This window comes from Polaromonas sp. (assembly GCF_029945925.1).
GTDB lineage: Bacteria > Pseudomonadota > Gammaproteobacteria > Burkholderiales > Burkholderiaceae_C > Polaromonas.
The window spans coordinates 1-25645 of sequence record NZ_JAQSDN010000015.1 but is presented as its reverse complement, the minus strand read 5'-3'; the positions used below and the strand labels follow the sequence as shown (position 1 = coordinate 25645).

The 25645-nt window shown below is 64.2% G+C and carries 26 protein-coding genes and 1 pseudogene; 11 read left to right on the top strand and 16 right to left on the bottom strand.

What is annotated here, in order from left to right; all coding sequences use genetic code 11:
- The first annotated feature begins 10 nt into the window (after positions 1-10).
- On the top strand, positions 11-727 hold the full coding sequence (locus PSV40_RS04020) for a hypothetical protein (RefSeq protein WP_300534482.1): 717 nt from the start codon (positions 11-13) through the stop codon (positions 725-727).
- A 180-nt stretch (positions 728-907) separates the two neighbouring features.
- Positions 908-1885, top strand: a complete 978-nt coding sequence (locus tag PSV40_RS04015) for a GMP reductase (protein WP_300534481.1) — start codon at positions 908-910, stop codon at positions 1883-1885.
- A gap of 4 nt (positions 1886-1889) precedes the next feature.
- Here the strand turns inward: PSV40_RS04015 and PSV40_RS04010 are convergent, their stop codons facing one another.
- Complete coding sequence (locus PSV40_RS04010; protein ID WP_300534478.1) at positions 1890-2759, bottom strand: alpha/beta hydrolase; 870 nt, start codon at positions 2757-2759, stop codon at positions 1890-1892.
- Positions 2760-2897: 138 nt separating this feature from the next.
- On the opposite strand from PSV40_RS04010, the gene PSV40_RS04005 reads away from it, so the two are divergent.
- The 4 genes from PSV40_RS04005 (at position 2898) to PSV40_RS03990 (ending at position 6920) form a co-directional block, all read left to right on the top strand.
- Positions 2898-3590 (top strand): GntR family transcriptional regulator, encoded by a 693-nt coding sequence (locus PSV40_RS04005; RefSeq protein WP_300534476.1) that lies wholly within the window; start codon positions 2898-2900, stop codon positions 3588-3590.
- Between the two features lie 34 nt (positions 3591-3624).
- Positions 3625-4506: a phytanoyl-CoA dioxygenase family protein gene (locus PSV40_RS04000; protein ID WP_300534474.1), complete on the top strand. Its 882-nt coding sequence runs from the start codon at positions 3625-3627 to the stop codon at positions 4504-4506.
- A gap of 102 nt (positions 4507-4608) precedes the next feature.
- Entirely contained in the window at positions 4609-5967 is a 1359-nt protein-coding gene (locus PSV40_RS03995; protein ID WP_300534471.1) for a Gfo/Idh/MocA family oxidoreductase, read from the top strand.
- A 59-nt stretch (positions 5968-6026) separates the two neighbouring features.
- On the top strand, positions 6027-6920 hold the full coding sequence (locus PSV40_RS03990) for an NAD(P)-dependent oxidoreductase (RefSeq protein WP_300534469.1): 894 nt from the start codon (positions 6027-6029) through the stop codon (positions 6918-6920).
- Between the two features lie 207 nt (positions 6921-7127).
- On the opposite strand, the gene PSV40_RS03985 is transcribed toward PSV40_RS03990, so the two are convergent.
- Both PSV40_RS03985 and orn read right to left on the bottom strand, forming a co-directional pair.
- Entirely contained in the window at positions 7128-9098 is a 1971-nt protein-coding gene (locus tag PSV40_RS03985) for a DEAD/DEAH box helicase (protein WP_300534466.1), read from the bottom strand.
- 389 nt (positions 9099-9487) lie between these two features.
- Positions 9488-10051, bottom strand: coding sequence for an oligoribonuclease (gene orn, locus PSV40_RS03980; protein WP_300534463.1), 564 nt, complete (start codon positions 10049-10051; stop codon positions 9488-9490).
- A gap of 34 nt (positions 10052-10085) precedes the next feature.
- On the opposite strand from orn, the gene PSV40_RS03975 reads away from it, so the two are divergent.
- Genes PSV40_RS03975 through rsgA form a run of 3 tightly spaced genes read left to right on the top strand, consistent with a single transcriptional unit; the run spans position 10086 to position 12633 of the window.
- Entirely contained in the window at positions 10086-11372 is a 1287-nt protein-coding gene (locus tag PSV40_RS03975) for a M48 family metallopeptidase (protein ID WP_300534460.1), read from the top strand.
- On the top strand, positions 11369-11689 hold the full coding sequence (locus PSV40_RS03970; protein ID WP_300534459.1) for a 4a-hydroxytetrahydrobiopterin dehydratase: 321 nt from the start codon (positions 11369-11371) through the stop codon (positions 11687-11689). The genes PSV40_RS03975 and PSV40_RS03970 overlap by 4 nt, the downstream gene beginning before the upstream one ends.
- Positions 11686-12633, top strand: coding sequence for a ribosome small subunit-dependent GTPase A (gene rsgA / locus PSV40_RS03965; RefSeq protein WP_300534456.1), 948 nt, complete (start codon positions 11686-11688; stop codon positions 12631-12633). Before PSV40_RS03970 ends, rsgA begins: the two co-directional genes overlap by 4 nt.
- On the opposite strand, the gene hisC is transcribed toward rsgA, so the two are convergent.
- From hisC to rpsP, 7 genes are all read right to left on the bottom strand, one after another.
- Positions 12627-13709, bottom strand: a complete 1083-nt coding sequence (gene hisC, locus PSV40_RS03960) for a histidinol-phosphate transaminase (RefSeq protein ID WP_300534454.1) — start codon at positions 13707-13709, stop codon at positions 12627-12629. The two genes, rsgA and hisC, sit on opposite strands and share 7 nt — an antisense overlap.
- 27 nt (positions 13710-13736) lie before the next feature.
- Positions 13737-14744, bottom strand: a complete 1008-nt coding sequence (locus PSV40_RS03955) for a CobD/CbiB family protein (protein WP_300534451.1) — start codon at positions 14742-14744, stop codon at positions 13737-13739.
- A gap of 275 nt (positions 14745-15019) precedes the next feature.
- Positions 15020-15724: a CoA pyrophosphatase gene (locus PSV40_RS03950; protein ID WP_300534449.1), complete on the bottom strand. Its 705-nt coding sequence runs from the start codon at positions 15722-15724 to the stop codon at positions 15020-15022.
- Positions 15725-15794: 70 nt separating this feature from the next.
- Positions 15795-16166, bottom strand: a complete 372-nt coding sequence (gene rplS / locus PSV40_RS03945) for a 50S ribosomal protein L19 (protein WP_300534447.1) — start codon at positions 16164-16166, stop codon at positions 15795-15797.
- A 131-nt stretch (positions 16167-16297) separates the two neighbouring features.
- Positions 16298-17077, bottom strand: a complete 780-nt coding sequence (gene trmD, locus PSV40_RS03940) for a tRNA (guanosine(37)-N1)-methyltransferase TrmD (RefSeq protein WP_300534445.1) — start codon at positions 17075-17077, stop codon at positions 16298-16300.
- A 244-nt stretch (positions 17078-17321) separates the two neighbouring features.
- On the bottom strand, positions 17322-17897 hold the full coding sequence (gene rimM, locus PSV40_RS03935; protein ID WP_300534443.1) for a ribosome maturation factor RimM: 576 nt from the start codon (positions 17895-17897) through the stop codon (positions 17322-17324).
- A 15-nt stretch (positions 17898-17912) separates the two neighbouring features.
- Entirely contained in the window at positions 17913-18173 is a 261-nt protein-coding gene (gene rpsP, locus PSV40_RS03930; RefSeq protein ID WP_096668573.1) for a 30S ribosomal protein S16, read from the bottom strand.
- A 184-nt stretch (positions 18174-18357) separates the two neighbouring features.
- Here rpsP and PSV40_RS03925 point away from each other — a divergent pair, with 184 nt between their 5' ends.
- On the top strand, positions 18358-18915 hold the full coding sequence (locus PSV40_RS03925; RefSeq protein WP_300534441.1) for a GNAT family N-acetyltransferase: 558 nt from the start codon (positions 18358-18360) through the stop codon (positions 18913-18915).
- 8 nt (positions 18916-18923) lie between these two features.
- Positions 18924-19382, top strand: coding sequence for a hypothetical protein (locus PSV40_RS03920; protein ID WP_300534439.1), 459 nt, complete (start codon positions 18924-18926; stop codon positions 19380-19382).
- A gap of 230 nt (positions 19383-19612) precedes the next feature.
- Here the strand turns inward: PSV40_RS03920 and PSV40_RS03915 are convergent, their stop codons facing one another.
- From PSV40_RS03915 to PSV40_RS03890, 6 genes and pseudogenes are all read right to left on the bottom strand, one after another.
- Complete coding sequence (locus tag PSV40_RS03915; protein ID WP_300534438.1) at positions 19613-20623, bottom strand: inorganic phosphate transporter; 1011 nt, start codon at positions 20621-20623, stop codon at positions 19613-19615.
- Between the two features lie 2 nt (positions 20624-20625).
- A complete protein-coding gene (locus tag PSV40_RS03910; RefSeq protein ID WP_300534436.1) occupies positions 20626-21273 on the bottom strand; it encodes a DUF47 domain-containing protein in 648 nt (215 codons plus the stop codon).
- Between the two features lie 193 nt (positions 21274-21466).
- Positions 21467-21829, bottom strand: a complete 363-nt coding sequence (locus tag PSV40_RS03905; protein ID WP_300534434.1) for a DMT family protein — start codon at positions 21827-21829, stop codon at positions 21467-21469.
- 36 nt (positions 21830-21865) lie between these two features.
- Positions 21866-22827: pseudogene (locus PSV40_RS03900) on the bottom strand (AEC family transporter).
- Between the two features lie 37 nt (positions 22828-22864).
- Positions 22865-23518 (bottom strand): 3'-5' exonuclease, encoded by a 654-nt coding sequence (locus PSV40_RS03895; protein WP_300534432.1) that lies wholly within the window; start codon positions 23516-23518, stop codon positions 22865-22867.
- Complete coding sequence (locus PSV40_RS03890) at positions 23515-25428, bottom strand: DUF294 nucleotidyltransferase-like domain-containing protein (RefSeq protein WP_300534430.1); 1914 nt, start codon at positions 25426-25428, stop codon at positions 23515-23517. The genes PSV40_RS03895 and PSV40_RS03890 overlap by 4 nt, the downstream gene beginning before the upstream one ends.
- Positions 25429-25645: the final 217 nt, after the last annotated feature.

Here is a 25645-nt window from a genome sequence, read left to right as displayed (position 1 = left end):
AAAGCCTCCGATGCCAGATCCCCTTGCCACCCGAGTAACCGTTTTATCGGCCCTTCTGCTGGCCGCAGGCCTGGCCCAGCCTGCCGTGGCGCAGTCGTTTTGCGCCAGCGACGGCCAGCAGCGCCCGGCGGTCCTGGTGGAGCGTTTCATCAATGCCGACTGCGCCACCTGCTGGACCGACCCGGCCACCCCGCCCGCCGCCCGCGCTGCGGTGGCGCTGGACTGGGTCCTGCCCGGCGGCCAGGGTGAGGACGCCCCGCTGTCTGCGGTGGCCACGCGTGATGCACTCAAGCGGCTGCAGGCGCTGGCCACGGCGCCGCCGGCAGGCAGCCTGACCCTCAGGACACCGGTGCAAGGCCGAGCGGGCGCGCTGCGTGTGGCGCACGGCCTGCCGGTTTCCAGCTACATCGGCGCGTCCATCGCGTTCAGGGGGACGGCAAACAGGGCCGCCGGCCAGCCCTGGACCGGCTGGCTGGCACTGGTGGAAACACTCCCGGTCGGCACCGAAGGTTCGCCGGTGCCGCGCAATCTTGTGCGAAACCTGCTCCAGACCCAGTGGGATGGGCGCAATCAGCTATCAAAACAGGAGCATTTTCGATTCATTGAGTCGCGCTCCATGGATGTCCCGGCGGGCACGAACACCGACCGGCTGAGGGTCATCGGCTGGGTGCAGGATGCCAGTGGGCGCATCGTCGCGGCGGCGCAATCACGCTGCGCCGTCAAATAAAGCCATCTGCCTGGGCATATAAGGGCTATACGCCGCTGCAACGCCTCGCCCCCCGGACAAGCGCCTAGAATCAATCACCGGGCCCAAGCAATTGCGCCCGGTTTTTTGTTTCCGCAGACCTTGCGGGCAAGCCGGTCCAATCCAAGTGCCTTCTGTTTTTAATTCAGGAGCCTGGAATCCATGGAAATCTTCGACTACGACAACGTCCTGCTGCTGCCGCGCAAATGCCGCGTGGAAAGCCGCTCCGAATGCGACGCCGGCGTCACGCTGGGCAACCGGCGCTTTCGCATCCCGGTGGTGCCGGCCAACATGAAGACGGTGATCGACGAATCGATCAGCGTGTGGATGGCGAAAAACGGCTATTTCTACGTGATGCACCGCTTCGACCTGGACAACCTCGCGTTTGTCAGAAGCATGGCGGCGCGGGGCCTTTACGCATCGATCTCGCTGGGCGTCAAACAAGCCGACTACGACACGGTGAACCAGCTGGTGGCCGAGGGCCTGGCGCCCGACTACATCACCATCGACATCGCCCATGGCCACGCCGACACGGTGCAGCGCATGGTGGCTTATCTGAAAGAAAAGCTGCCCGCATCGTTTGTGATTGCCGGGAACGTGGCCACGCCCGAAGCGGTGATTGACCTGGAGAACTGGGGCGCGGACGCCACCAAGGTCGGCATCGGCCCCGGCAAGGTCTGCATCACCAAGATGAAAACCGGTTTTGGCACCGGCGGCTGGCAGCTGTCGGCGCTCAAGTGGTGCGCGCGCGTGGCGACCAAACCCATCATTGCCGACGGCGGCATCCGCGAACACGGCGACATCGCCAAGTCCATCCGTTTCGGCGCCACCATGGTGATGATCGGTTCCATGCTGGCCGGCCTGGAAGAAAGCCCCGGCAAAACCGTCGAGGTCGATGGCCGGCTCTTCAAGGAGTATTACGGCAGCGCCTCGGACTTCAACAAGGGCGAGTACAAACACGTCGAGGGAAAACGCATCCTCGAGCCGGTCAAGGGCTCTTTGGCCGACACGCTGCGCGAGATGGAGGAAGACGTGCAGAGCGCCATCAGTTATTCAGGCGGCACCCGGCTGATGGACATCCGCAAGGTCAACTACGTCATCCTGGGCGGTGACAACGCAGGCGAGCACCTGCTGATGTGAGCCTTCAGGCGGCGGTCGCCGCCAGCAGCTGCAGCGCCAGCTGGTGCAGCCGGTGGCCGGGCTGCACCAGCGCCTCGACGATGCTGAAGTGGTTCAGGCCCAGCAGGGCTTCGCGCACCGGCACCACGCGCGGCCCCCAGGCCTTCTCGATCAGCGCGTTGTGGCGCAAAAATTCCTCGCTTTCATCGGCGCCGGCCACACTGTAGAGCACGCCTTTTTTCGGTGCCGGCAGCCAGGCCGGGCTGGCCTGCGCGACTTGCGCGGGCGTGAGTTGCAGCGCGTCTTTCAGGAAAGGCGTGTGCATGACGGACTCGAGTTCATACAGGCCCGAAATCGACAACGCGTTTTTCACCAGATCGGCCGGCAGGTCCTTTGCATGGACAGGCCAGAGGCAAGCCAGCAGCATGGCCGCGAGGTGGCCGCCCGCCGAATGCCCGATCACCGTGATGCGTTTCGGGTCGCCGCCAAAACCGGCGACATGGCGGTAAGTCCAGGCCAGCGCCCGGACCATTTGCAGCGTGATCCCGGGAATCGTCACCGCCGGGCACAGGTCGTAGTTGGGAACCACCACACAGGCACCCGCCGCCGTGAACGCCGGTGCCACAAACGAGTGTTCGGACTTGTCGAGCGAGCGCCAGTAGCCGCCATGCACAAACACCACCACCGGCGCGCCGCCCGGCGCGGGGCGGGCCGCAGGAAACACATCGAGTTTCTCGCCGGGGCTCGCGCCGTAAGCGAGGTCCAGCGTACAGGGCTGGCTGCTGCGCGCCTGCACGGACGTCTGGGCCCAGCGGGCGAAATGCGCCGCGTGTTCGGGCACCAGGGCGCGGTTGTTGTACATGCGGTCCAGCCAGGCGGGATCGGGTCGGGTCATGGGGGCTCCTGAAGGATCGGCATAAAGAACTTGTTCCGCCCGTTATCTTGGCACAGTCGGACGCGCCCGCCAGGCCCTCGGGTAAACCCGCTTCAGTTTGATCGTCGATCATCGTATTCTGTATACAGAGTTAACACCATGGCATCCCAGCTCATCAAAATCGAATCCAGCCCCGACCTGGTGGACCAGGTCTACCGAAGCCTGCTCGACGCGATCAGCGAGGGCTCGCTGGCGCCGGGCGCCCGCATCACGCAGGAGGACATTGCCGAGCAACTGGCCGTGTCGCGCCAGCCGGTGCTGCAGGCCTTGCGGCTACTGAAAAAAGACGGTTTTGTGCTCGATGCCCCCGGCCGCGGCGTGCTGGTCGCACCGCTGGACGTGGGTTGGCTCATGCAGGTGTACCAGGTGCGCAGCGCGCTGGATGCACTGGCCGCCCGGCTGGCCGCCCGCACCCGTTTCCAGATCGCCCCGGCGCTGATCAGCCAGGGGCGCGCCGCCGCACGCAGCCATGATGTCAAGGCCATGATGGCCGCCGACGCCGAATTTCACGGCGCGATTTATGCGGCCTCCGGCAACCCCCTGATTACCCAGAGCGCGCAACTGCACTGGCACCACATCCGCCGTGCCATGGGCGCGGTGCTGCAGCTGTCTACCATGCGCGAATCGATCTGGGACGAACACGAAGCCATCGCCCAGGCCATAGGCGCCGGCGATGAGGCCACCGCCGAACACCTGATCCGCCAGCACGGCGAAGACGCCAGCCACAACCTGGCGAAGCTGCTGTCCAGCACCCTGCACCCGATGCCGCCTTCCACCGCCCTGCCCGCCTGAGAACCACCGCCTGACACCCCCCAAGGAAATACCCATGAACCTGACCGCCGAACAACTCGCCCAATTCGACCGTGACGGTTACCTGTTTTTTCCCGGCCTGTTCACGCCGGAGGAAACGCAGGCGCTCAACGACGCTGTGCCCGAGCTCTACAGCCGGCGCGAGGACTACAACGTGCGCGAAAAAGGCAAGGACGCCGTGCGCACCAACTTCGCGGCCCACATGTACAGCGAGCCTTTTGCCAAACTCGGCCGGCACCCGCGCATGATCGAACCGGTGGAAGACCTGCTCGGTGAAAAGCTCTACATGCACCAGTTCAAGATCAACGGCAAGATGGCTTTTGAAGGCGACGTCTGGCAGTGGCACCAGGACTACGGCACCTGGCTCAACGATGACCTGATGCCGACCGAACGCGCGATGAACGTGGCGATTTTTCTCGACGACGTGACCGAGCACAACGGCCCGCTGATGTTCATTCCCGGCAGCCACAAAAAAGGCGTGGTCGATGCCAGACACGACCTGACCACCACCAGCTACCCGCTGTGGACGGTGGACAACGATTTGATCCGCCAGCTGGTGCAGCGCGCCGGCGGCAAACAGGGCGGCATCGTCAGCCCCAAGGGCCCGGCCGGTTCGATGATTTTGTTCCACTCCTGCCTGGTGCACGCCTCGGGCAGCAACCTGTCACCCTTCAACCGCGTCAGTGTCTACCTGAGCCTGTGCGCGGTCAGCAACCACATCCGCCGCCACAAGCGCCCGGAATACATCGCGCACCGCGACTTCACGCCCATCGAATGCCTGCCGGACGACTGCCTGCTGAAGGATTACCCGGTGGACCTGCCGTGGAAAGACGGCGTGCCGGCGACCGCGCTGCAGACTTCGATGGAAGAAATTGTGCCGGAGCGCAAGGCGGCCTGAACACACCTCTCCTTTTTCCGTTCGGGCTGAGCCTGTCGAGCCCCCACCCTGGGGACACACTTCGACAAGCTCAGTGCGAACGGCGTCACGAACGGAATCCCAATGAACCTCTATACAAAACTCCAGCAACGCGCATCCGACAACAATCCCATCCGCATCGGCCTCATAGGCGCCGGCAAGTTCGGCTCCATGTACCTGGCGCAAATTCCGCGCACGCCCGGCGTGCATCTGGTGGCGATTGCCGACCTGTCACCCGACGCCGCCCGCACCAACCTCGCACGTGTAGGGTGGAATCCGGCCCTGACCCAGGCACCTTCTGCGCAAGAAGCTATCAAAACAGGAGCAACCTGGATCACCGACGACTGGAAAGCGGTGGTCACACATCCGCAAATCGACATCATCGTGGAATGCACCGGCAACCCGGTCGCCGCGGTCGAACATTGCCTGCAGGCGTTTGCGCACGGCAAACATGTGGTCAACGTCACCGTGGAAGCCGACGCCTTTTGCGGCCCGCTGCTGGCGCGCAAGGCGGCCGAGGCCGGCGTCGTGTATTCGCTGGCTTTCGGCGACCAGCCGGCGCTGATCTGCGACCTGGTGGACTGGGCACGCACCTGCGGCTTTCCCGTCGTGGCGGCAGGCCGCGGCCACAAATGGCTGCCGCACTTCTGCGAATCGACACCGGAGACGGTCTGGGCCAACTACGGCCTCACGCCCGAGCAGGCCGCACGCGGCGGCCTCAACCCCAAGATGTTCAACAGCTTTCTCGATGCCTCCAAGCCCTCGATCGAATCGACCGCCGTGGCCAACGCCACCGGTCTGACAGTGCCCAGCAACGGCCTGCTCTATCCGCCGGCCAGTGTCGAGGACATTCCCTTCGTCACCCGTCCGGTGTCCGAAGGCGGCGTACTCGAGCGCAAGGGCATGGTGGAAGTGATCTCCTCGCTGGAAGCCAATGGCCGCAAGATTCCCTACGACATCCGCATGGGCGTCTGGGTCACGGTCGAAGCCGAGACCGACTACATCAAGAACTGCTTTGAAGAGTACAACGCGCACACCGACCCGAGCGGGCGCTACTTCACGCTGTACAAGCGCTGGCACCTGATCGGGCTGGAAGTCGGCGTGTCGGTGGCCAACGTCGCGCTGCGCGGCGAACCCACCGGCGTCGCAACCTGCTGGAATGCCGACGTGGTGGCCACGGCCAAACGCGACTTGAGGCCCGGCGACATGCTGGACGGCGAAGGCGGCTACACCGTCTGGGGCAAGCTGTTGCCGGCCGACACCTCGGTGAAGATGGGTGGCCTGCCACTGGGCCTGGCGCACAACGTCAAGGTCGTGCGTGCCGTCAAAAAAGGCCAGAGCCTGAGTTGGGCCGACGTGGCCATGGACACCTCCACCCCGGCGTACAAGGTGCGCAGCGAGATGGAAACCATGTTCTCCCCAGCCATGAAGAAAGCTGCCTGACAGCCTTTTTTCCGCCGTGTGCCGCATGATGGTGGCCACCCCACAGCCCGGAACATGCCATGAGTATCAGCAGCACAGTCATCCCCCGCATCGCCTTTCTGGGCACCGGCAGCATGGGCCTGCCCATGGCCAGGCGCCTGTGTGAGGCCGGCCATGCCCTGCAGGTGTGGAACCGCACGCCGGCCAAGGCCGCTTCACTGACGGCGCTGGGTGCGACCGTTCATGCACAGGCCAACGCCGCGGTTTCAGGGGCCGACATCGTCGTCGGCATGCTGGAAAACGGCGCCGTGGTCGAAGACGTCCTGTTCGCGCAGGGCGTCGCTGCCGCGATGAAACCGGGCGCCCTGTTCATCGACATGGCCTCGATCAAGCCGCGCGAGGCACGCGACCATGCCGCACGCCTGGGCGCACTCGGTGTCGCCCACCTCGACGCGCCGGTCTCCGGCGGCACGGGCGGCGCCGAAAGCGGCACGCTGGTAATCATGGTGGGCGGCAAGGCGGCGGATTTTGAGCGCGCCCTGCCGGTGCTCCAGGTTTTCGGGCGCGCCACCCACGTGGGGTCCCATGGGGCGGGCCAGCTGACCAAGCTGGCCAACCAGATGATCGTCGGCATCACGATAGGCGCCGTGGCCGAGGCCCTGCTGTTTGCCACCAAGGGCGGCGCCGACATGGCCAAGGTCAGGGAAGCCATCACCGGCGGTTTTGCCGACAGCCGCATCCTGCAGGTCCACGGCCAGCGCATGGTCGAGCGCGACTTCACCTCCCGTGCCCGGCTGGCGATCCAGCTCAAGGACATGCGCAATGCGCTGGCCACTGCAGAAGAAATCGGCTTCGAGGCGCCGGTCACCACACTGTTCGAGCATCTCTACGCCGACGGCATCAGCCACGGCCTCGGCGAGCTGGACCACTCGGGCCTGTTTGTCGAGCTGGCCAGCCGCAACGGCATGAGTTGAAACATTATTGATGTTTTCATCATGCATGACATCACACCGTTCGGGCTGAACCTGTCGGAGCCTGTCCTGAGCAAGGGTGAATGGCCCTTCGACAAGCTCAGGGCGAACGGTAGTAAGTTGCCTGTCTTGATTGATGGAAGTCTCAATAAGTTGACACCCATAAAAAAAGGCCCGCAGAGCGGGCCTTTTTTGTTGTCACAGCAACAATCAACGCGCCGGGCGTGCCGGACGCTTCTGGGCGTCACGCGGTACAAACACCTTGCCGGCAGGTTTTGCAAACGCCGGTTTGCGGTCTGCGAAATCGCCGCGCGGGGCCGACGCAAAACCTTCCGGACGGCCGCCGAAGCTGCGCTCGCCGCCACGCTCGTCGCGCTGGGCAAAACCGCCGTTGTTGTTGTTGCCGAAGCCGCGGTCATCACGACGCGGGCCGCGGTTGTCACGGTCGTTGAAGGCGCCGCCACCTGCCGGTGCCTGGAAAGGCGCACGGTCATTGCGGTTGTTGGAGAAACCGCCGCGGTCACCCCCACGGTCATCACGGTTGCCGCCAAAACCACCACGATCGGCGCCACGGTCAGCGCCGAAGGCAGGCTTCTTGCCGGCATAACCGCCGCCAGCGCCGCCGCCGAAACCACCCGAAGGTGCACGGTCGTTGCTGAAACGGCCGCCACCGCCGCCGCCGAAGCTGCGCGGACCGCGGTCATTGCGGTCACCACCGAAATTGCCGCGCGGGCGATCGGAGGTGGGTGCAAAACGCTGCTGCGGCTCCAGACCGGCGATCACGCTGGGCTTGAGGTTCTGCTGGGTGTAGTGCTCGATGTCCTGGATCTTGCGGCGGTCGCGGAACTCGGCAATCGTGATTGCCTGGCCTTCGCGGCCGGCACGGCCGGTACGGCCGATGCGGTGCACATAATCTTCGGCTTTCATCGGCAGGCCGTAGTTGATCACGTGGGTGATGGTCGGAACATCCAAACCACGGGCAGCGACGTCAGTCGCGACCAGGATCTGCACGCGGCCATCACGGAACGCCATCAGGCGGCGGTTGCGCAGGCCCTGGCCCAGGGCGCCGTGCAGCGCCACGGCGCTGAAGCCCTCTTGCACCAGATCGTTGGCCAGGCCGTCACACTCGACCTGCGTGCAGGCGAACACGATGGCCTGGTTGATGGTGGTGTCGCGCAGCCAGTGGTCCAGCAGCTTGCGCTTGTGCGTCATGTTGTCGGCCCACAGCAGCGACTGCGTGATGGACGCATGTTTTTCGTGCGGCGAGTCGATCTCGACACGCTGGGGCTGGCGCATCACACGCGTGGCCAGCTGCATGATGCGCGGCGCAAAGGTGGCGCTGAACATCATGGTCTGCTTGCGCTCGATGGTGAGCTGGTTGACTTCGGTCAGGTCGTCGGCAAAGCCGAGGTCCAGCATGCGGTCGGCTTCGTCGACCACGAGGAATTGCACCTGGTCCAGCTTGATCTGCATGCTGCGTTGCAGGTCCAGCAGACGGCCAGGGGTGGCCACGACGAGGTCGGCGTTTTGCAGCTTGGCAATTTGCAGCTGGTAAGGAATGCCGCCAACGACATTGGCAATGCGCAGGCCGCGGCAATGGCGCACCAGGTCGATCGCGTCGGCGCAGACCTGTTGGGCCAGCTCACGCGTCGGGCACAGGATCAGCGCGCCGGGGGTGGCGGCCTTGAAGTTGCGCGTATTGGTCGGGTCCTTGCGCTTGGGTTTTTTCAGCGGGGCTTCGCCGCGGGCAACGGCCTCAGCGCTCAGGCGTTCAAATTCGGCGCGTTCGTTGCGCTCGGCCTCTTCCTGCTGCTTGAGCAGGGTGTGCAGCACGGGCAGCAGGAAAGCGGCGGTCTTGCCGCTGCCGGTCTGGCTGGAAACCAGCAGGTCGGTGAATTTGGCCTTGGGGTCGTTCTTGGCTTCCTGGTCCAGCGCCTGCATGGCTTTGGGGATGGTCGCCATCTGCACGGCGGTCGGCTGGGTGAAACCCATGTCGGCCACGGCTTGCAGCAGTTCCTTGGCCAGGCCCAGCTTCACGAAGCCGTTGGGCTCCGCGACGACGGCGTCCAGCGACGTTTCCGCTGCGACAGGCGCATCGGAAAAATCCGGAATCAGGTTGATATCGGTATCGGTGTTTGCTTCGGCCAGAAAGTCGCCGCGAGCTTCAAAAGAATCAGTCATGTTTTTTCTCACAAATCACTTGCGCGCTGCTCCACTTGTGGTTTGAGCAGGCGAACAAGAAACGACCACCTGCCGCGTTGCGGAAGGCTTCGTTTGTGGTTAATAAAACATCAACCATCAAACGAATATTTCGGTTCGGGCGACTTCCGGAAAACCGGTGCCTGAAGCGATGGCTCTGTTGGTAGAGCCCAAAAGTGTGAGGTAGATGTACAAATGCGGTGCACCCCGTGCATCCGTCAAGCCGTTGATTATGGCATGGATTACGGGTTTACACCAGTCCCCCGTCTCCGAAAGACCTTCAAACCTGCCGGCAACCGCCGGGGACACCGGATATTTGCTCTCTTTTCAATAGCGACCAGCGCTCGCCCAGAAAGGGCTGGAAGCACAAATCACTTCAGGAAGTGGGTGCGGTAATGCTGCAGCTCGTCGATCGATTCATGCACATCGGCCAGCGCGGTGTGGCTTTGCTGCTTCTTGAACGCGCTATACACCTCGGGCCGCCAGCGTTTGGCCAGTTCCTTGAAGGTGCTGACATCGACATTGCGGTAGTGAAAAAACGCCTCGAGTTTGGGCATGTACTTGACCAGGAAGCGCCGGTCCTGGCTGATGGTGTTGCCGCACATTGGCGAGGTGCCCTTGGGCAGGTAATGCGCCAGGAAGGCCAGCAGCTGCTTTTCGGCATCGGCTTCCGTCACGGTGCTAGCCTTGACCTTGTCGATCAGGCCGCTGCGGCCGTGTGTGCCCTTGTTCCAGTTGTCCATCAGCCCGAGCAGGTCGTCGGACTGCTTGATCACCAGCACCGGGCCCTCGATACGCGGCGTCAGTTGCGGGCCGGTGACAACCACGGCAATTTCGATCAGCCGCTCTTTTTCCGGGTCGAGACCGGTCATTTCGCAGTCGATCCAGACCAGGTTCAGATCGGATTTTTTCAGCAGGGTTTCGTTTTCAGCCATCTTGCGATTCTCGCTGATCGCCTAAACTTGCTGCATGGCTGACTATTCCCTTGTCTTTACCCTGGTGTTCTCAAGCGCCCTGGTGCTGGTGCTGCTCACGAAGTTCTACCTCGCCTCGCGCCAGATCCGCCACGTGTCGCAGCACCGCGACCAGGTGCCCGCCGCCTTCGCCGACACGATTTCGCTGGCCTCGCACCAGAAAGCCGCCGACTACACCATCACCAAGGCGCGCTTTGGCCTGCTCGAGCTGGCTTTTGGCACGGCCGTGCTGGTGGGCTGGACCCTGCTCGGCGGCATTGACCTGCTCAACCAGGCGTTGATGAATTCCGGGCTGGCCGCTTACGGCAGCCTGGTGCCCCAGCTGGCGTTGCTGGCTGCCTTTGGTCTGATCAGCGGGCTGCTGGATCTGCCCTTCACGCTGTACAGCACCTTCCGCATCGAAGAGCGCTTCGGCTTCAACAAGATGACGTTCAAGCTGTGGCTCGGCGACCTCGTGAAGTCCCTGGTGGTCGGCCTCGTGATCGGCCTGCCGATCGTGGCGCTGATCCTCTGGATCATGGGCAGCACCGGTGCATGGTGGTGGCTCTGGGCCTGGGGCGTGTGGATGGGTTTCAACCTGCTGGTCCTGGTGCTTTACCCCACCGTCATTGCGCCGCTGTTCAACAAGTTCCAGCCGCTCGAAGACGAAAGCCTGAAGGCGCGCGTCACGGCCCTGATGCAGCGCTGCGGCTTTGCCGCCAAGGGCCTGTTCGTGATGGACGGCAGCAAACGCTCGGCGCATGCCAACGCCTACTTCACCGGTTTTGGCGCCTCCAAACGCGTGGTGTTTTTCGACACCCTGCTCAAGCAACTGAGCCCCGCCGAAGTCGACGCGGTGCTGGCCCACGAACTCGGCCACTTCAAGCACAAACACATCATCAAGCGTATTGCCGCCATGTTTGCCATGAGCCTGGCCGGTTTTGCGCTGCTGGGCTGGTTGTCCACCCAGGTCTGGTTTTACACCGGGCTGGGCGTGCGGCCGAACATGGAGGGCAGCAACGACGCCCTGGCCCTGCTGCTGTTTTTGCTGGTGGTGCCGCTTTTCAGCTTTTTCATCTCGCCGCTGTTTGCCCTGCTCTCACGCAAGCATGAGTTTGAAGCCGACGCCTACGCCATCGCGCAAACCGACGGCCGGGATCTGCAAAGCGCCCTGCTCAAGCTCTACCAGGACAACGCCAGCACACTGACGCCCGACCCGGTGTATGTGAAGTTTTATTATTCGCACCCGCCGGCCTCGGAGCGGCTGTCCCGCATGGGTGCACCCACCGGAACCCCCGCATGAGCAACCCGATTCACCAGAACCGCCGCGCGCTGAGTGCCACCGAAATCGTCACGCAGCTGAGCCAGCTCAATGGCGAGCAGCCGCAAGGCTGGCGCCTGATCGATGGTTCACTGGAGAAGACCTTCAGCTTCAAGAACTTCCACGAGACCATGGGTTTTGCCAACGCCGTGGCCTTCATTGCCAATGCCGAGGACCACCACCCGGACCTGGCGCTGAGTTATGGCAAATGCACGGTGCGTTTCAACACGCACGACGTGAACGGCATTTCGGTCAGCGACTTTTTCTGCGCGTCCCAGGTCGACGCGCTGCTGGCTTGACCACTGTTTCTTCCGCCGGGACCCTGCCCGGCCTGGTGGTGGCCGGTTTCGGCCGGCATTGCCTGGTCGAAACGCCCGACGGCCAGCGCCTGATCTGCCATCCGCGCGGCAAAAAAAGCCAGGCCGTCGTCGGCGACCGCGTGTTGTGGCTGCCCTCGCAGGACGAAGGCACGATTGAGAAGGTGGAAAAACGCAGCAACCTGTTTTACCGGCAGGACGACATGCGCACCAAGTCGTTTGCGGCCAATCTCGACCAGGTGCTGATCCTGATCGCGGCCGAGCCCGAGTTTTCGGAGAGCCAGCTGACCCGCGCGCTGATCGCGGCCGAGGCCGAACGCATCACCCCCATCATCGCGCTGAACAAAAGCGACCTGGCCGAACCCTTTGGACGCGCCTGGGCCAAGCTGGCGCCCTACCGCGCCATGGGTTACCAGGTGGTGCCGCTTGCGGTGAAGCCGAAAACCGACACGCCCGTCGCCAACGACGCGCAAACCTCCCAGCTGCGCGAGCTGCTGCGCGGCAAGAAAACGCTGGTGCTGGGTCCTTCCGGCGCCGGCAAGAGCAGCCTGACCAACCTGCTGATTCCGGGCGCGCAGGTGCTGACCGCGGAAATATCGCAGGCGCTCAATTCAGGCAAACACACGACCACCAGCACCACGCTGTACTGGCTCGACGACGCCAGAACCAGCGCGCTGATCGATTCGCCCGGCTTTCAGGAGTTCGGCCTGCACCACATCGAGCCGATGCAGCTGGCCAACTACATGCCCGACCTCAAGGCCCATGCGCAGGACTGCAAGTTCTACAACTGCACGCATCTGCATGAACCCGGCTGCGGCGTGATTTCAGAGGTCAAATCGGCCTCTGGACCAAGTGGAATAAGCGCCAGCCGCTATCGTTTATATAGCGAACTGTTCGCCGAGCTGTCGCAGCCGCCGCGTTACTGAGCTGGTTCAGTGCAGACCAGCGCGCGGCAGGCATCCACCAGCGCCGCACACTGTGCGGGCGTTCCCACGCTGATGCGCAGGTATTGCTCGATACGCGGCAGCCTGAAATGGCGCACAAGCACGCGCCGGTCGCGCAGGCCCGCCGCAAGCACGGCGGCATCATGCCGGGGATGGCGAACCATCAGGAAGTTGGCCTGTGACGGCAGCACATCGAAACCCAGCGCCCGGAGATCGCGCGCCAGGTCTTCGCGGCTCGCGATGACGGCTGCACGCGTGGCTTCAAACCAGGCGTGGTCCTCGTACGCTGCCACCGCACCGGCCAGGGCCAGGCGGTCCAGCGGGTAGGAGTTGAAGCTGTCCCGCACGGTCTCCAGCGCCTCGATGAGGTGGCGCTGGCCAGCGGCAAAACCCACGCGCAGCCCCGCCAGCGAACGCGACTTGGACAGGGTCTGCACCACCAGCAAATTCGGGTAACGGCTGATCAGGCCGATGGCGCTTTCGCCACCGAAATCCACATAGGCTTCATCGACCAGCACGACCGAGCGGCTTTGCTGCTGCAGCAACTGCTCGATGTCCGCCAGCGGCAGGCCGGTGCCGGTCGGCGCGTTCGGGTTGGCGATGACCACGCCGCCGCAGGGCGCCCGGTACTGCGCCACGTCGATACGCATGTCGGCGTCCAGTGGAACGATCCCGGCGTCAATGCCGTACAGCCCGCAATACACCTTGTAGAAGCTGTAGCTGATGTCCGGCATCAGCACCGGCTTGCCCTGGCGGAAGAAGGCGAAAAAAGCATGCGCCAGCACTTCGTCCGAGCCATTGCCGGCGAACACCTGGCCGGCAGCGATGCTGTGAAAGTCCGCGATCGCCTGCCGCAGCACCGCCGCCTGCGGGTCGGGGTAAAGCTGCAGCCCCTCCTGGGCCGCGACGCTGATGGCAGCGATCACCCGGGGCGAAGGCGGGTAGGGATTTTCGTTGGTGTTGAGTTTGACCAGCCCTTCGATCAGGGGTTGCTCGCCCGGCGTGTAGGGCACCAAACCCCGAAGCGCCGGACTCCAGAACGACGCAGCGTCAGACATGCGCAGGCCAAGTCAAGAGGGAGCCGGTCAGCCCAGCAGGCGCGCCAGCGTCAGCAGCGCCAGCAGCATCATCCAGAGCACCACCGAGCGCCAGACCAGACCCACGATGCTGCGCAGGTGCCCGACCTCCGGCTCGCGCCCCGGCGTGCTCTCGGTGGCCTGCGGGCCGCCTGCGTCGATGCCGTCAGCCTGAAAACCCTGGGAAACGTCGGGGGAAAACGCAGCTTTCAACGCTTCGCCGCCCAGGCGCACGTTGACCGCGCCCGAGGTCGCGGCCAGGATCACGCCGTCGTTGCGGTTTTCCGGGCCCGCGGGCGCACGCTGCATGTAGTTGCGCCAGCCGTCGATCGCGTCCTCGAAACTGCCCACGACCGCGAACCCGAGCGAGGTCAGGCGCGCCGGCACGTAGTCGATCACGGCCCAGGCCCGCGCCGCGGCCTGCTGCAGGGCCGGGCTCGCGACCTCACCGACCGATTTGGACTTGTAGGCCCAGTAACGCGAGACAAACTCGGCCATGCGGTACAACACGGCACCGGCCGGCCCCAAGCCCAGCGCAGCCAGCACCGAAAACCAGGCCAGCACGCCAAACACGTGGCGGTGCGCAGCCAGCACCGAATACTCGATCACATGCCGCACGATTTCGCTGCGCGGGAGTTCGCTGGCATCGACCTGACGCCACCGCGCCAGCAGCTCGCGCGCGGTCGCTTCGTCGCCGTCGTCCAGTGCATCGCGTATGTCGGTGAAATAGTGGCTGAACTGGCGAAAGCCGAGCGTCACGTAAAGCACGGCCACGCTCCAGACAAAAGCCAGCACACCATTCACGCTCCAGAGCAGCCAGTGCACCGCCAGGGTCAGCAGGGCCGGACCCACCACCGCCGTGGCCCAGGCGACCCAGCCGTGTTGCGGCTTGCCGGCGTCCAGGCTGCGGCTGGCCCAGCGCGCCCAGCGGCGCAAACCGGCATGAATCGGGTTGCCACGCGCCAGCGGCCTCGCCTGTTCGAGGATGAGGGCAAACAAAACAGCAAAAAAACTCATGCTGAATGATACTGCCCCCACGGTCGCTCACTGCTTGATTGGCCCCCACGGTTGCTCACTTCGTGTAGCGCCCTGCCCCCCGAGGGGGCTGCTGCGCCTGCGGGCCGGCAAAGCCGGACCCGCGGCCCCTGCTGGGTTGAAGAGTTCAGTGGGGGTGACCCAGTAGACGGTATGTCACCGCGGGGGCCGCGGGACTGGCTCCGCCAGACCGCAGGCGCCGCCCCCTTGAGGGGGGAACGGGCTACACGAAGTGAGCCTGGTCGGAGGTGGCTTGTCTATGCGCTCAGAAAGCGGTAGAGGTTGCGCAGCATGCCGGCCGTCGCGCCCCAGATGTAACGCTCCTTCGCGTCCGCGCCCTCATCCCCCATGTAGGGCATGGACAGCCACTGGCGCAGCACACCGTCGAATTCAAACTCGTGGCGCTGGTGGTTGGACGGGTCCATCAGGTAACGCAGCGGCACTTCAAAAATGTCGGCCACCTCGGACGGGCTGGGCTGCAGCGCAAAACCGGGCCGCACCAGCGCAACGACCGGTGTGATGATGAACGCCGTGCCGGTGACATAGGTGGGCAGGATGCCCAGCACCTCCACATGCGCGCGCGCCAGGCCGATTTCTTCGTGCGCCTCGCGCAGGGCCGTGTCCACCGCATCGTGGTCGGTGTCGTCGGTCTTGCCGCCGGGCAGCGCAATCTGGCCGGAATGGGTGGACATGTTGCCCGCCCGCTCCGTCAGCAACAGCGTCAGTTCATCACGCATGACCAGCGGCAGCAGCACGGCCGCCAGCGCCGGCTCTCGGTTGGAAAATTTTTTCTCGACGCTGTGCTCCGGCGTCCAGACCGGCGGGTGCCGGAAACGCTGGCGCAGGGCCTGCGGCGTGAGTTCCTGCGCCGGCACGCCCGACAGGTGCGTGTCCACCCCGATCACCGGGATGCTGCGGGGATCAAAGGTGGGCAATGGCGTGGTGAACCGGGGCGTCGTCATGAGAACGCAAGATTAACAGGGCATAAAAAAAGCCGCTCCAGAGAGCGGCTTTTTTGCGGGCCGGCTGCTTTTAGGCAGCTTTAGCTTTGGCGCCCAGCTTTTCCTTGATACGCGCCGACTTGCCGCTGCGGCTGCGCAGGTAGTACAGCTTGGCACGACGCACGTCACCACGGCGCTTGACTTCGATCTTGGCGATCAGCGGGCTGTAGACCTGGAAGGTCCGCTCGACGCCTTCACCATTGGAGATCTTGCGCACGATGAAGCTGGAGTTCAGGCCACGGTTGCGCTTGGCAATCACGACGCCTTCAAAAGCCTGCATACGTTTGCGGGTACCTTCAACCACGTTGACGCTGACAATCACGGTGTCGCCGGGGGCATACACGGGGATGGTCTTGTTCAGGCGGGCAATTTCTTCCTGCTCTAGGGTCTGGATCAGATTCATGATTTATTCCATCTAACTTTTTCGTTCATACACGCGCTACGCTAAAGACCGCAAATCCATGGACACATCAGGGATGGTCAAGATGGTTGCAGTGGCCGCCAGAGGACTGAAAAGCCTTTGATTATAGCCATTTATGGCTTTGAGGCCTTTTGCGCCGGCAGATCGCGCAGAAATGCCTCGTCGGCGACCGTCAGGCTGCTGGCTGCGCGGGCCTTGTCCAGCAGTTCGGGCCGGTGCTGCCGGGTCAGGGCCAGGCGTTGCTCGCGGCGCCAGCGTTCGATGTGGCCGTGGTTGCCCGACAACAACGTCTCGGGGGCCGTCTGGCCGCGCCAGGTTTCTGGCCGGGTGTAATGCGGGCAGTCGAGCAGGCCGTCGAGCGCCGGGTTGAAACTGTCGAACTGGTGGCTGCCCTCGTCATGGAGCACGCCCGGCTGCAGGCGCGCCACCGCGTCCAGCAAGGCCATCGCGGCAATTTCACCGCCGGACAGCACAAAGTCACCCAGGCTGATCTGCTGGTCCACATAGGTATCGATAAAACGCTGATCCAGTCCCTCGTAACGCCCGCAGACCAGCACCGCCCCGCGACCGGCCGACCAGGCCTGCACGCCCGTGTGGTCCAGCGCGCGGCCAATCGGCGAAAACAGGACCACCGGTGCCTGCTGGCCGGCAGGCTCGGCACGGTCCTCGCGGATCTTTTCAAGACAGCGCGCCAGCGGCTCGGCCAGCATCACCATGCCGGGACCGCCGCCAAAGGAGCGGTCGTCCACCCGGCGGTAGTTGCCTTCGGCAAAATCGCGCGGGTTCCACAACTTCACCTCGACCAGACCGGATTCGTAGGCACGGCGCGTCACGCCGCTGGTCAGGAACGGCGCAAAAAGCTCGGGGAAAAGTGTGATGACGTCAAAACGCATGGTTCTATTTTGCGTCATGAACCGCCTAGCGACGCTGCTTGGGAAGTTTTAGACCAGCCGGGGCCGCGGAACCGGCTTCGCCGGGCCGCAGGCGCAGCGCCTCCGAGGGGCTGGAGCCTGCGGCTCCAAATCTGCTTGAGCAGGTTTGGACAGGCGACAGAGGCGAAGCGTCTCGCGAGCCGCGGCCTGCAAGGCCTCGCGCAGTACGCGAAGCGACAAGCGTGGGGGCTCTACCTCGGGGGCTCTAATAGTCAGGTTGCCAGTCCACCGTGATGGTCTGGCCCGGCAGATCGACCGCGTCCACATAGGCAGCCACAAAGGGAATCATGCGCTCCAGCGTCTGCTCGCCTTCGGTGTATTCGACACACAGCACCGAATGCGGGCCGGTGGCCATCAGGTCGCGCACCTTGCCCAGGGACACGCCTTCGCGGTTGATGACGTTCAGGCCCAGCAGGTCGACCCAGTAATACTCGTCCGCGCCCGCCTTGGGGAAGCTGCTGCGCGGCACAAAAATGCGCGCGCCGCGCAGGGCCTCGGCCGGCGTGCGGTCGTCGATGCCCTCGAACTTGGCCACCACGGAGTCGGAATGGGTTTTGGATTCGCTGACCGTCAGCACCACGGTGCCGGAGAAAGCGTCAAAACCGGGCCGGTGTTTGGTATCCGGCGGCTGCAGAAACCCGCGGCCGGATGAAAAAAGCGCCTCGGAGGAGGCGCTATGGGCCAGGATTTTCACCCAGCCTTTGACGCCCCAGGCGTCAAGAATGCGCCCGACTTCAACCGCGTCGTCTGGCAAGCCAGACGGCTCAAGGCCGGGCAGCATTCAGGAACCCGACAATCAGGCAGCCTTGGGAGCTGCAGCAGCACCCTGCTTGACCAGGCGCAGCACGGTGGGGGACGCTTGTGCGCCCACGCCGAGCCAGTGGGTCAGGCGGTCCTGCTCGATGCGCAGACCTTCTTCGCCACCTTTGGCAATCGGGTTGTAAAAACCGATGCGCTCGATGAAGCGGCCATCGCGGCGGACGCGTTTGTCAGCCACAACAATATTGAAAAATGGACGGTGCTTAGAACCGCCGCGCGAGAGTCGGATGACGACCATGATTTATCCTTCGGGTGGTGAGGTGAAAAAAAATCACCCCAAAATGTTCCTGCAGCGCTTGAGACACACGACATGGCACCCGGCCAGCGAAATGCTGCAAAGCCGCAGATTATAACCCGCGGCCTGCCGTTGTCCCGCCCGCTGCGTTCCCCCAACGTCCTTCCAACCCATTTTTTGGCACGCCATGACCCTTCTGAGAGCCAGCCTTGACACCGACCTGCCGGCCATCACCGCCATTTACGCCCACCATGTGCTCAATGGCACCGGCACCTTTGAAACCGAACCGCCCAGCGTGACGGACATGGCCACGCGCCGTGCCGATGTGTTATCCAAGGGCCTGCCCTACCTGGTCGCCGAAGAGGGCGGCGAGGTGGTCGGTTTTGCCTACGGCAACTGGTTCAAGCCACGGCCGGCCTACCGCTATTCGGTGGAGGATTCGATTTACCTGGCACCCGGCCAGCAGGGCAAAGGCCTGGGCCGCGCCCTGCTGACCGAACTGCTCGCGCGCTGCGAGGCCGCCGGCATCCGCAAGGTCATGGCCATCATCGGCGACTCGGCCAACGCGGGGTCGGTCGGCCTGCACCGCGCGCTCGGCTTCACGCTGGTGGGCGTCGTCGAGTCCTGTGGCTGGAAGATGGGTGCCTGGCGTGATATTGTGATCATGCAGAAAACACTGGGCGCCGGCGACACCTTGCCGCCCCTGGACGCCGCATCCCCCTCTTCCTCACCCTCCCGCCCCTGATTGCATCCATGAAAAACAAGAACAAGACCCTGGCCGCCTGGCTGGCTTTTACCGTCGGCCAATTGGGCATCCATCGACTCTACCTGCACGGTTGGCGCGATCTGCTGGCCTGGCTGCACCCCTTGGCTGCCGCCTTGGGCTGGTGGGGCGTTCAGCGGGTGCGACAGTATGGCCAGGACGACCAGTTGGCTTGGGTGCTGGTACCGCTGCTAGGTTTCACTCTGGCAGCCACGGCGCTGACGGCGATTTATTACGGCCTGATGGCCCCCGAAAAATGGAATGCCAGACACAACCCGTCAGCTGCACCGGGCAGTGCTTGCGGCAAAACCAACTGGATCACCATGGCGGCCGTCATCCTGGCCCTGCTGTTCGGCACGATTGCGCTGATGTCCAGCATCGTGTTCAGCTTCCAGCGCTACTTTGAGTACCAGGTCGAAGAAGCCAGAAAAATCTCCCAGCAGAAGTAGAGCCCCCACGTTCGCTCGCTGCGCGTAGCTCTCTGCCCCCCGAGGGGGCGCTGCGCCTGCGGGCCGGCAAAGCCGGTCCCGCAGCCCCGACTGGTGAAGACCGGACACGCCGCTTTCGCTCACGTCATATCCGTTCGTCCTGAGCCTGTCGAAGGATGCCCCCCGAGGGGGCGCTGCGCCTGCGGCCCCTGCGGCCCCTGCTGGCATAGCCCCCTCCCGACGTGCAGCGGTCAGAACAGAAACAGGCTGACCCAGTAAGCGATGGCCGCCACAAAGGCCGAGGCCGGGATCGTGAAAATCCAGGCCCAGACAATGTTGCCGGCCACGCCCCAGCGCACTGCGGAGGCGCGCTGGGTGGAACCAACACCGACGATGGCGCCGGTGATGGTGTGGGTGGTCGACACCGGAATACCCAGGCCGGTGGCCAGGAACAGCGTGATGGCGCCGCCGGTTTCCGCGCAGAAGCCGCCCACCGGCTTGAGCTTGGTGATTTTCTGGCCCATGGTTTTCACGATGCGCCAGCCGCCGAACATGGTGCCCGCGGCAATTGCGACGTAACAGCTGACAATCACCCAGGTTGGCGGGGCGCTGTCGCTGGCCGCGGTATAGCCTGTGGCAATCAGGAGCATCCAGATGATGCCGATGGTTTTCTGCGCATCGTTGCCGCCGTGGCCCAGGCTGTAGGCGCCGGCCGAGACCAGCTGCAGGCGCCGGAACCAGCGGTCCACGCGCGACGGTGCGGCGCGGCGGCAGACCCAGGCCACCAGCACCATCATCAGCGAGCCGAGCAGAAAACCCAGCAGCGGCGAGACAAAAATGAAGGCCACGGTTTTCAGGATGCCGCCGGCCACCAGCGCACCGGCGCCGGATTTGGCCATCACCGCGCCGACGATGCCGCCAATCAGCGCATGCGAGGAACTGCTGGGAATGCCGTAATACCAGGTGACCAGGTTCCAGGTGATGGCGCCTATCAGCGCGCCGAACACCACATGGGTATCCACAATTCCCGGCTGCACAATGCCCTTGCCCACGGTGGCGGCCACGCTGAGGTGAAAGACAAAGATCGCGACGAAATTGAAGGTCGCGGCAAACAGCACCGCCTGACCGGGCTTGAGAACGCCGGTCGACACCACGGTGGCAATCGAGTTGGCCGCATCATGAAAACCATTCATGAAATCGAAGGCCACGGCCAGGATGACCAGCATGACCACCACCCACAGGGTCGTCTGTACGGTCTCCATGTTCAGGAATTTTCGAGGACGATGCCCTCGATCAGGTTGGCCACGTCCTCGCATTTGTCCGTGATGGTTTCCAGCAGCTCGTAGATGGCCTTGAGCTTGATGACTTCGCGCACATCAGGCTCTTCGCGAAACAGCTTGCTCATGGCCGAGCGCATGACGCGGTCGGCATCGGACTCGAGCTTGTCGATTTCCTCGCAGGTCTTCAGGGCGGCTTCGGCCGTGGCGGCATCACTGAGCCTGCCGAGCAGCGCGACCGCGTCTTTCAGGCGCTCACAGCATTTGACGCTGAGGTCCGTCAGGCGCACGATCTCCTCGGTCATGTGGTGCACGTCGTACAGCGCCATGGTTTCGGCCGAGTCCTGGATCAGGTCACAGACATCGTCCATGGTGTTGATCAGCGAATGGATCTGCTCGCGGTCGATCGGCGTGATGAAGGTCTTGTGCAGCATGCGGTTGACCTCCTGCGTGATCCGGTCGGCCGCGCGTTCGGCGTTGTCGACCTCCCGGTTGTAGGCTTCGCGCTTTTGCACATCGCTGTAGTTGGCCACCAGGTTGGAGAACGCGCGGGCAGCCTCCACGATGCGGTCCGCATGCTGGTTGAACAACTCGAAAAAATTGCCTTCACGCGGCAACAGTTTGCCAAACAGCATCTTCAACTCCTGGGGCGGTACATGTCAGATATATGACAAATTTATGACTTCCGGGAGTTTAACGCCCCCACGCTTGTCACTTCTTGTACTACGCTGCCCCCTGAGGAGGCCGCTGCGCCTGCGGCCCGGCGAAGCCGGTTCCGCGGCCCCTGCCTGGCCAAGAGCCGCTCATGGTCAATCGCAAGGCCCCGGGTCAGGCGGAACGGAAGATGAAATACACCGCGCCCACCATACACAGCGCCGCCCACAGGTAATCGAGCTTGAGCGGTTCGTTGAGGTAAAACACCGCGAAGGGCACAAACACCGTCAGGGTGATGACCTCCTGCATGATCTTGAGCTGCCCGATGTTGTACATCGTGAAGCCAATGCGGTTGCCCGGCACCTGCAGCAGGTACTCGAACAGCGCAATGCCCCAGCTGGCCAGCGCCGCGATATACCAGGGCGCGGTCGCCAGGTTTTTCAGGTGGCCGTACCAGGCAAAGGTCATGAACACGTTGGACAACAACAGCAGGCCAATGGCTTGTGCCGAGACCGGAAGGGATTGCAGAAATTGCATAAAACTCCGTGTTGAATCGTCCGAAACCGCCCCGGGTCACCCCAGATAAGGCAGCAGCATGAACACCAGCGGCAGGCTCAACAGCGCCAGCACCGTGGACACCACCACACTGGCCGTGACCAGCTCTTCGGCCACCTGGTAACGCTGGGAAAACAAAAAGACGTTGGCGCCTATCGGCAGGGCCGCCGCCACCACCATCACCGTCATCGGCAGTCCGCCGACGCCGAGCAGGCGGCACACCACGGCCACCAGCAAGGGATGGGCCAGGTTCTTGATGCCGGCCAGGGCCAGTGCCTGCCCACGGGCGTGTGCGCCAGCGTCACGCCGACCAGCACCAGCGCCAGCGGACCGAACGCCGTGCCCAGCAGCTCCACCGGTTTGTCGATCACGGCGGGCATCACCCAGCCGGTCTGCGCAAACAGCAGGCCGGCCATGATGGGCAGCGGCACCGGGTGCAGCAGGGAGTTTTTCACGGCCATCAGCACCGTGGCCAGCGCATGGCGCGGCGCGTGCTGCGGTACCAGGGCGGCGGCGCCCGGCGCGCCCTGCCTGAGCTCGCGGGCCACGGCCAGCTCCAGCACCACCGTGGAGCTGGTCAGCAGCACCAGCGAGTGCACGGAAACCAGCGTCAGCAGCGTCACCAGCCCGGCCGGGCCGTACATCAGGCCGACCAGCGCAATGCCTATCATCACCGTGTTGGAAAAAGTGTTGGCCAGGGCCAGCACCGCGGCCCGCCGGTTGAAGCCCTGCACCACCAAAGTGCCGGCAAACAGCAGGGCGACAGCCAGAAAATAGGCAGCCACCGGCGTGAAGTCGAGCTGTGCGATGTCCACCTGGCTCATGGTGCGAAACAGCAAGGCTGGCGTGAGCAGCAGAAACACCAGGCTTGAGAGGTCTTTTATGGCTCCAGCCCTTATCCAGCCTGCGCGACCAGCTATAAAACCCATAGCAGTCAACAACACCACCGGAAACAGGGCGGCAAACACAGGTGAATTCATGCGGCGATCTTAGCCGCCGGAGCAATGCCGGGACAGGTCAGGCCCGGGCAATCCAGCGCTGGTGGGCGGCGAGTTTTTCGACATCGCGCCAGGACTTGCACTGCCCGGCCATGCGCGGCCAGATGCGCAGCAGCAGCTCGCACTCGGCCAGCGTGTCGGCCGCCGCTTGGTGGCGCGGCGCGCAAATGATGCCGAAATGGGCCAGCCATTCGTCAAGTGCGCGCGCCTTGACCTTCTCATGGGTCACGGCGCACAGCTGTTCAATGTCCACCCAGCGGTTCGGCAGCCCTGCGCCCAGGTGCTGCAGGACATGGCGGCCGATCATGGCCTGGTCGAACGGGGCGTGAAAGGCCAGCAGCGGCGAGTCGCCGATGAAGTCCGCAAAGGCGCGCAGGGCCTGGTCGGGCGGCACCCCTTCACTCTGGCGCTGCAACCCGATGCCGTGCAGCAGGATGTTGTCTTTCGCTGAGGCCACGGAAGACTGGCGAAGCACCACCTCGAAGCTGTCGCCCGGCATGATGCTCAGGCGCCTGGCCGCCCAGTCCACCTGCACGGCAATGGCGGCGATCGCCAGCAACTGGTCGCGCTGCGGATCCAGTCCGCTGGTCTCTACATCGAGCACCACCCAGCGCGCCTCATCCGCGCCGGCCAGCGCGGCGAAGGGCTTTTTCAGCCAGTCTGCCCAGCTCATCGCTCGTAGTCCAGCTGCAGGCGCTGCTGCAGCGAGCGCGCCACGCGAAACGACTCACGCAGGATGCGCCTGTCGATGTCGTTCAGGCGGTCGACTTTCAGGTGGTTCGGCTGCTGCGGCGAGGCCGTGCCTTCGAGCTGCACGCGCAGCCGCAGGGTCTGCAAGAACTCGAAGCCGCTGACCCAGGCCTGGTATTCGGACGGGGCCAGCCCCAGCAACGTACCGACGGCGTCCAGCCGTTCCCGGGTGTTGGTGGCCGTCACGCCGCGGCTGAGCGAATAGATCCGGGCGACATCGACAAAAATAGCGGCGCCCTGCAGTTTGAGGTCGATCATGCCGCCGTCGTCCACCGCAATGCTGCCGGTCCAGTTCAGCGGCGGGCTGTGCATCAACGCATTGGTCGCCAGCTGCTTGATGAAACGCGGCGCGCGGCGCGCCGACTCGCTGACCTCCTGGCGCAGGCTGTCGGCCAGGCGTGCATCACCGGCCAGCGGCCGGAAGTCGAAGTAAATGCTCGCATTGAGCAAATCCTCAGGCGCCCCGTGTTCTATCCAGCGCGCAAAACGCTCACGCCACTGGTGCAGGGTCAGGCAGCAGGCCGGCTCGCCGGCCATGATGCCGCCGCGGCACAACGGGTAGCCGCAGGCGTCGAGCGCCACGTTGACGTCACGGGCAAAACGCAGCGCGGCCTCGCGCTGGGCCGGCGTCGTGTCGTCGGGCAGGATCAGCGCGTTGTCCTGGTCGGTCGCAATGGTCTGCTCGCTGCGCCCTTCCGAGCCCAGCGCCAGCCAGCACAGGCGGCTCAGGTCGATGCCGTGCTCCCCGGCCTTGATCTCCAGCAGGCGCAGGGTGAGCACGTCGTTGAGGTGGCTGATCAGCGCCGTGAGCTGGCGCGCGTGCACCCCCTGGCCGAGCAGGCTGTGCGCAAAACGCCGGATGTCCTGCGCCACGATCTTGAGCATCTCCACATCGGCGGCAGAACGGATCGAGGTGCTGACCTGCTTGAGGCTCAGGCGCTGCATGGCAAACAGGTCACGCTCAGACACCACGCCCACGGCGACACCGCCGCGCGTGACCGGCACATGGCGGATGCCGTGTTTGCTCATCAGGAGGGCCGCGTCCAGCGCCGTGTGTTCGTGGCTCAGGGTCAGCACCGGCTGCACCATGGCCTGCGAGATCGGTGTGTCCAGCGGCAGCGCCGCCAGCGTGACCCGGCCCAGAATGTCATACCGCGTGAGAATGCCCAGCGGCCGGCCGGCTTCGTCGGCCACCAGCATGGAGCCGATGCGCTGCTGGTGCATGCGGCTCAGCGCCTCGCGCAGCGGCGTGTCGGGCGGACAGGTCACCGGCGCCTGGCGCGCGACATCGCCCAGCGGTGTCTCCAGCGACTGTTCGGCCAGCGCCTGCGAGGCATAGGCCACCTGCAGGGCACGCCGCGAGAGGTCCAGGAACTTGAGGATGCGCCGGTTCAGGAAGTCGGCAAACGGCGGGCTCATCACGGCCAGCGCATGCATGGAAGCCAGCGGCAGGGCCAGCACAAAGGTGTCGGCCACGGCGCGGTAGCTTGCGGTCACCGCGCGCTGCGCCAGCGCCGCACTGACGGGAAACAGCTCGCCCGGCTCGTAATGGAAAGCACCGCCCGACAGCTCGGCCAGCCCGCGCTCGCCGATCACCGCGCCCTGGCGGATGAAAAACAGCTCCGTGACCGGACCGCTGTCGGGTTCAAGCAGGATTTCTTCGGGTGCGAAGTAGTTCTGCCGGGCATGGCTCAGGAAGAAGTCCACGTCGCCGGCCTGCATCTGCGCAAACGGCGGATGCCGCATCAGTTCCTGGCGCAAATTGGCCAGCAGGCTGCTGGACGGACTCAAGTCGGCGTTGAGCGAGGAAAGAGGCTGTTCTGCATCCGTCACGGGCGTCTCCTGATATTTTGAAAACCATTATCCGGGAAGGACTTGCTGTTGTGCTGATGCAGCGCAAACAGGGTCATACGCCGTTCGGGCTGAGCCTGGCCTGTCCTGTGCATGTGGAAGGGTCGAAGCCTGTGCAAGCTTGAACAGTGTTGGCGCTTCCAACAAGCCGGGGGTTGCCCGGCGGCAACTCACTTTTCTTTTGCGTCGCCAAAAGAAA

Excerpts from the sequence above, each read along its gene's own strand:
- PSV40_RS03975 (WP_300534460.1), top strand. The coding sequence starts at position 10,086 with ATGGCTGACTATTCCCTTGTCTTTACCCTGGTGTTCTCAAGCGCCCTG.
- PSV40_RS03955 (WP_300534451.1), bottom strand. The coding sequence starts at position 14,744 with ATGAGTTTTTTTGCTGTTTTGTTTGCCCTCATCCTCGAACAGGCGAGG.
- rimM (WP_300534443.1), bottom strand. The coding sequence starts at position 17,897 with ATGCTGCCCGGCCTTGAGCCGTCTGGCTTGCCAGACGACGCGGTTGAA.
- PSV40_RS04020 (WP_300534482.1), top strand. The coding sequence starts at position 11 with ATGCCAGATCCCCTTGCCACCCGAGTAACCGTTTTATCGGCCCTTCTG.
- trmD (WP_300534445.1), bottom strand. The coding sequence starts at position 17,077 with ATGCGTTTTGACGTCATCACACTTTTCCCCGAGCTTTTTGCGCCGTTC.
- PSV40_RS04005 (WP_300534476.1), top strand. The coding sequence starts at position 2,898 with ATGGCATCCCAGCTCATCAAAATCGAATCCAGCCCCGACCTGGTGGAC.
- PSV40_RS03910 (WP_300534436.1), bottom strand. The coding sequence starts at position 21,273 with ATGCTGTTTGGCAAACTGTTGCCGCGTGAAGGCAATTTTTTCGAGTTG.
- PSV40_RS03985 (WP_300534466.1), bottom strand. The coding sequence starts at position 9,098 with ATGACTGATTCTTTTGAAGCTCGCGGCGACTTTCTGGCCGAAGCAAAC.
- PSV40_RS03995 (WP_300534471.1), top strand. The coding sequence starts at position 4,609 with ATGAACCTCTATACAAAACTCCAGCAACGCGCATCCGACAACAATCCC.
- PSV40_RS03950 (WP_300534449.1), bottom strand. The coding sequence starts at position 15,724 with ATGACGACGCCCCGGTTCACCACGCCATTGCCCACCTTTGATCCCCGC.
- PSV40_RS03895 (WP_300534432.1), bottom strand. The coding sequence starts at position 23,518 with ATGAGCTGGGCAGACTGGCTGAAAAAGCCCTTCGCCGCGCTGGCCGGC.
- rpsP (WP_096668573.1), bottom strand. The coding sequence starts at position 18,173 with ATGGTCGTCATCCGACTCTCGCGCGGCGGTTCTAAGCACCGTCCATTT.
- PSV40_RS03970 (WP_300534459.1), top strand. The coding sequence starts at position 11,369 with ATGAGCAACCCGATTCACCAGAACCGCCGCGCGCTGAGTGCCACCGAA.
- PSV40_RS03920 (WP_300534439.1), top strand. The coding sequence starts at position 18,924 with ATGAAAAACAAGAACAAGACCCTGGCCGCCTGGCTGGCTTTTACCGTC.
- PSV40_RS03990 (WP_300534469.1), top strand. The coding sequence starts at position 6,027 with ATGAGTATCAGCAGCACAGTCATCCCCCGCATCGCCTTTCTGGGCACC.
- PSV40_RS04015 (WP_300534481.1), top strand. The coding sequence starts at position 908 with ATGGAAATCTTCGACTACGACAACGTCCTGCTGCTGCCGCGCAAATGC.
- PSV40_RS03925 (WP_300534441.1), top strand. The coding sequence starts at position 18,358 with ATGACCCTTCTGAGAGCCAGCCTTGACACCGACCTGCCGGCCATCACC.
- PSV40_RS03905 (WP_300534434.1), bottom strand. The coding sequence starts at position 21,829 with ATGCAATTTCTGCAATCCCTTCCGGTCTCGGCACAAGCCATTGGCCTG.
- hisC (WP_300534454.1), bottom strand. The coding sequence starts at position 13,709 with ATGTCTGACGCTGCGTCGTTCTGGAGTCCGGCGCTTCGGGGTTTGGTG.
- PSV40_RS03915 (WP_300534438.1), bottom strand. The coding sequence starts at position 20,623 with ATGGAGACCGTACAGACGACCCTGTGGGTGGTGGTCATGCTGGTCATC.
- PSV40_RS04000 (WP_300534474.1), top strand. The coding sequence starts at position 3,625 with ATGAACCTGACCGCCGAACAACTCGCCCAATTCGACCGTGACGGTTAC.
- orn (WP_300534463.1), bottom strand. The coding sequence starts at position 10,051 with ATGGCTGAAAACGAAACCCTGCTGAAAAAATCCGATCTGAACCTGGTC.
- PSV40_RS04010 (WP_300534478.1), bottom strand. The coding sequence starts at position 2,759 with ATGACCCGACCCGATCCCGCCTGGCTGGACCGCATGTACAACAACCGC.
- rplS (WP_300534447.1), bottom strand. The coding sequence starts at position 16,166 with ATGAATCTGATCCAGACCCTAGAGCAGGAAGAAATTGCCCGCCTGAAC.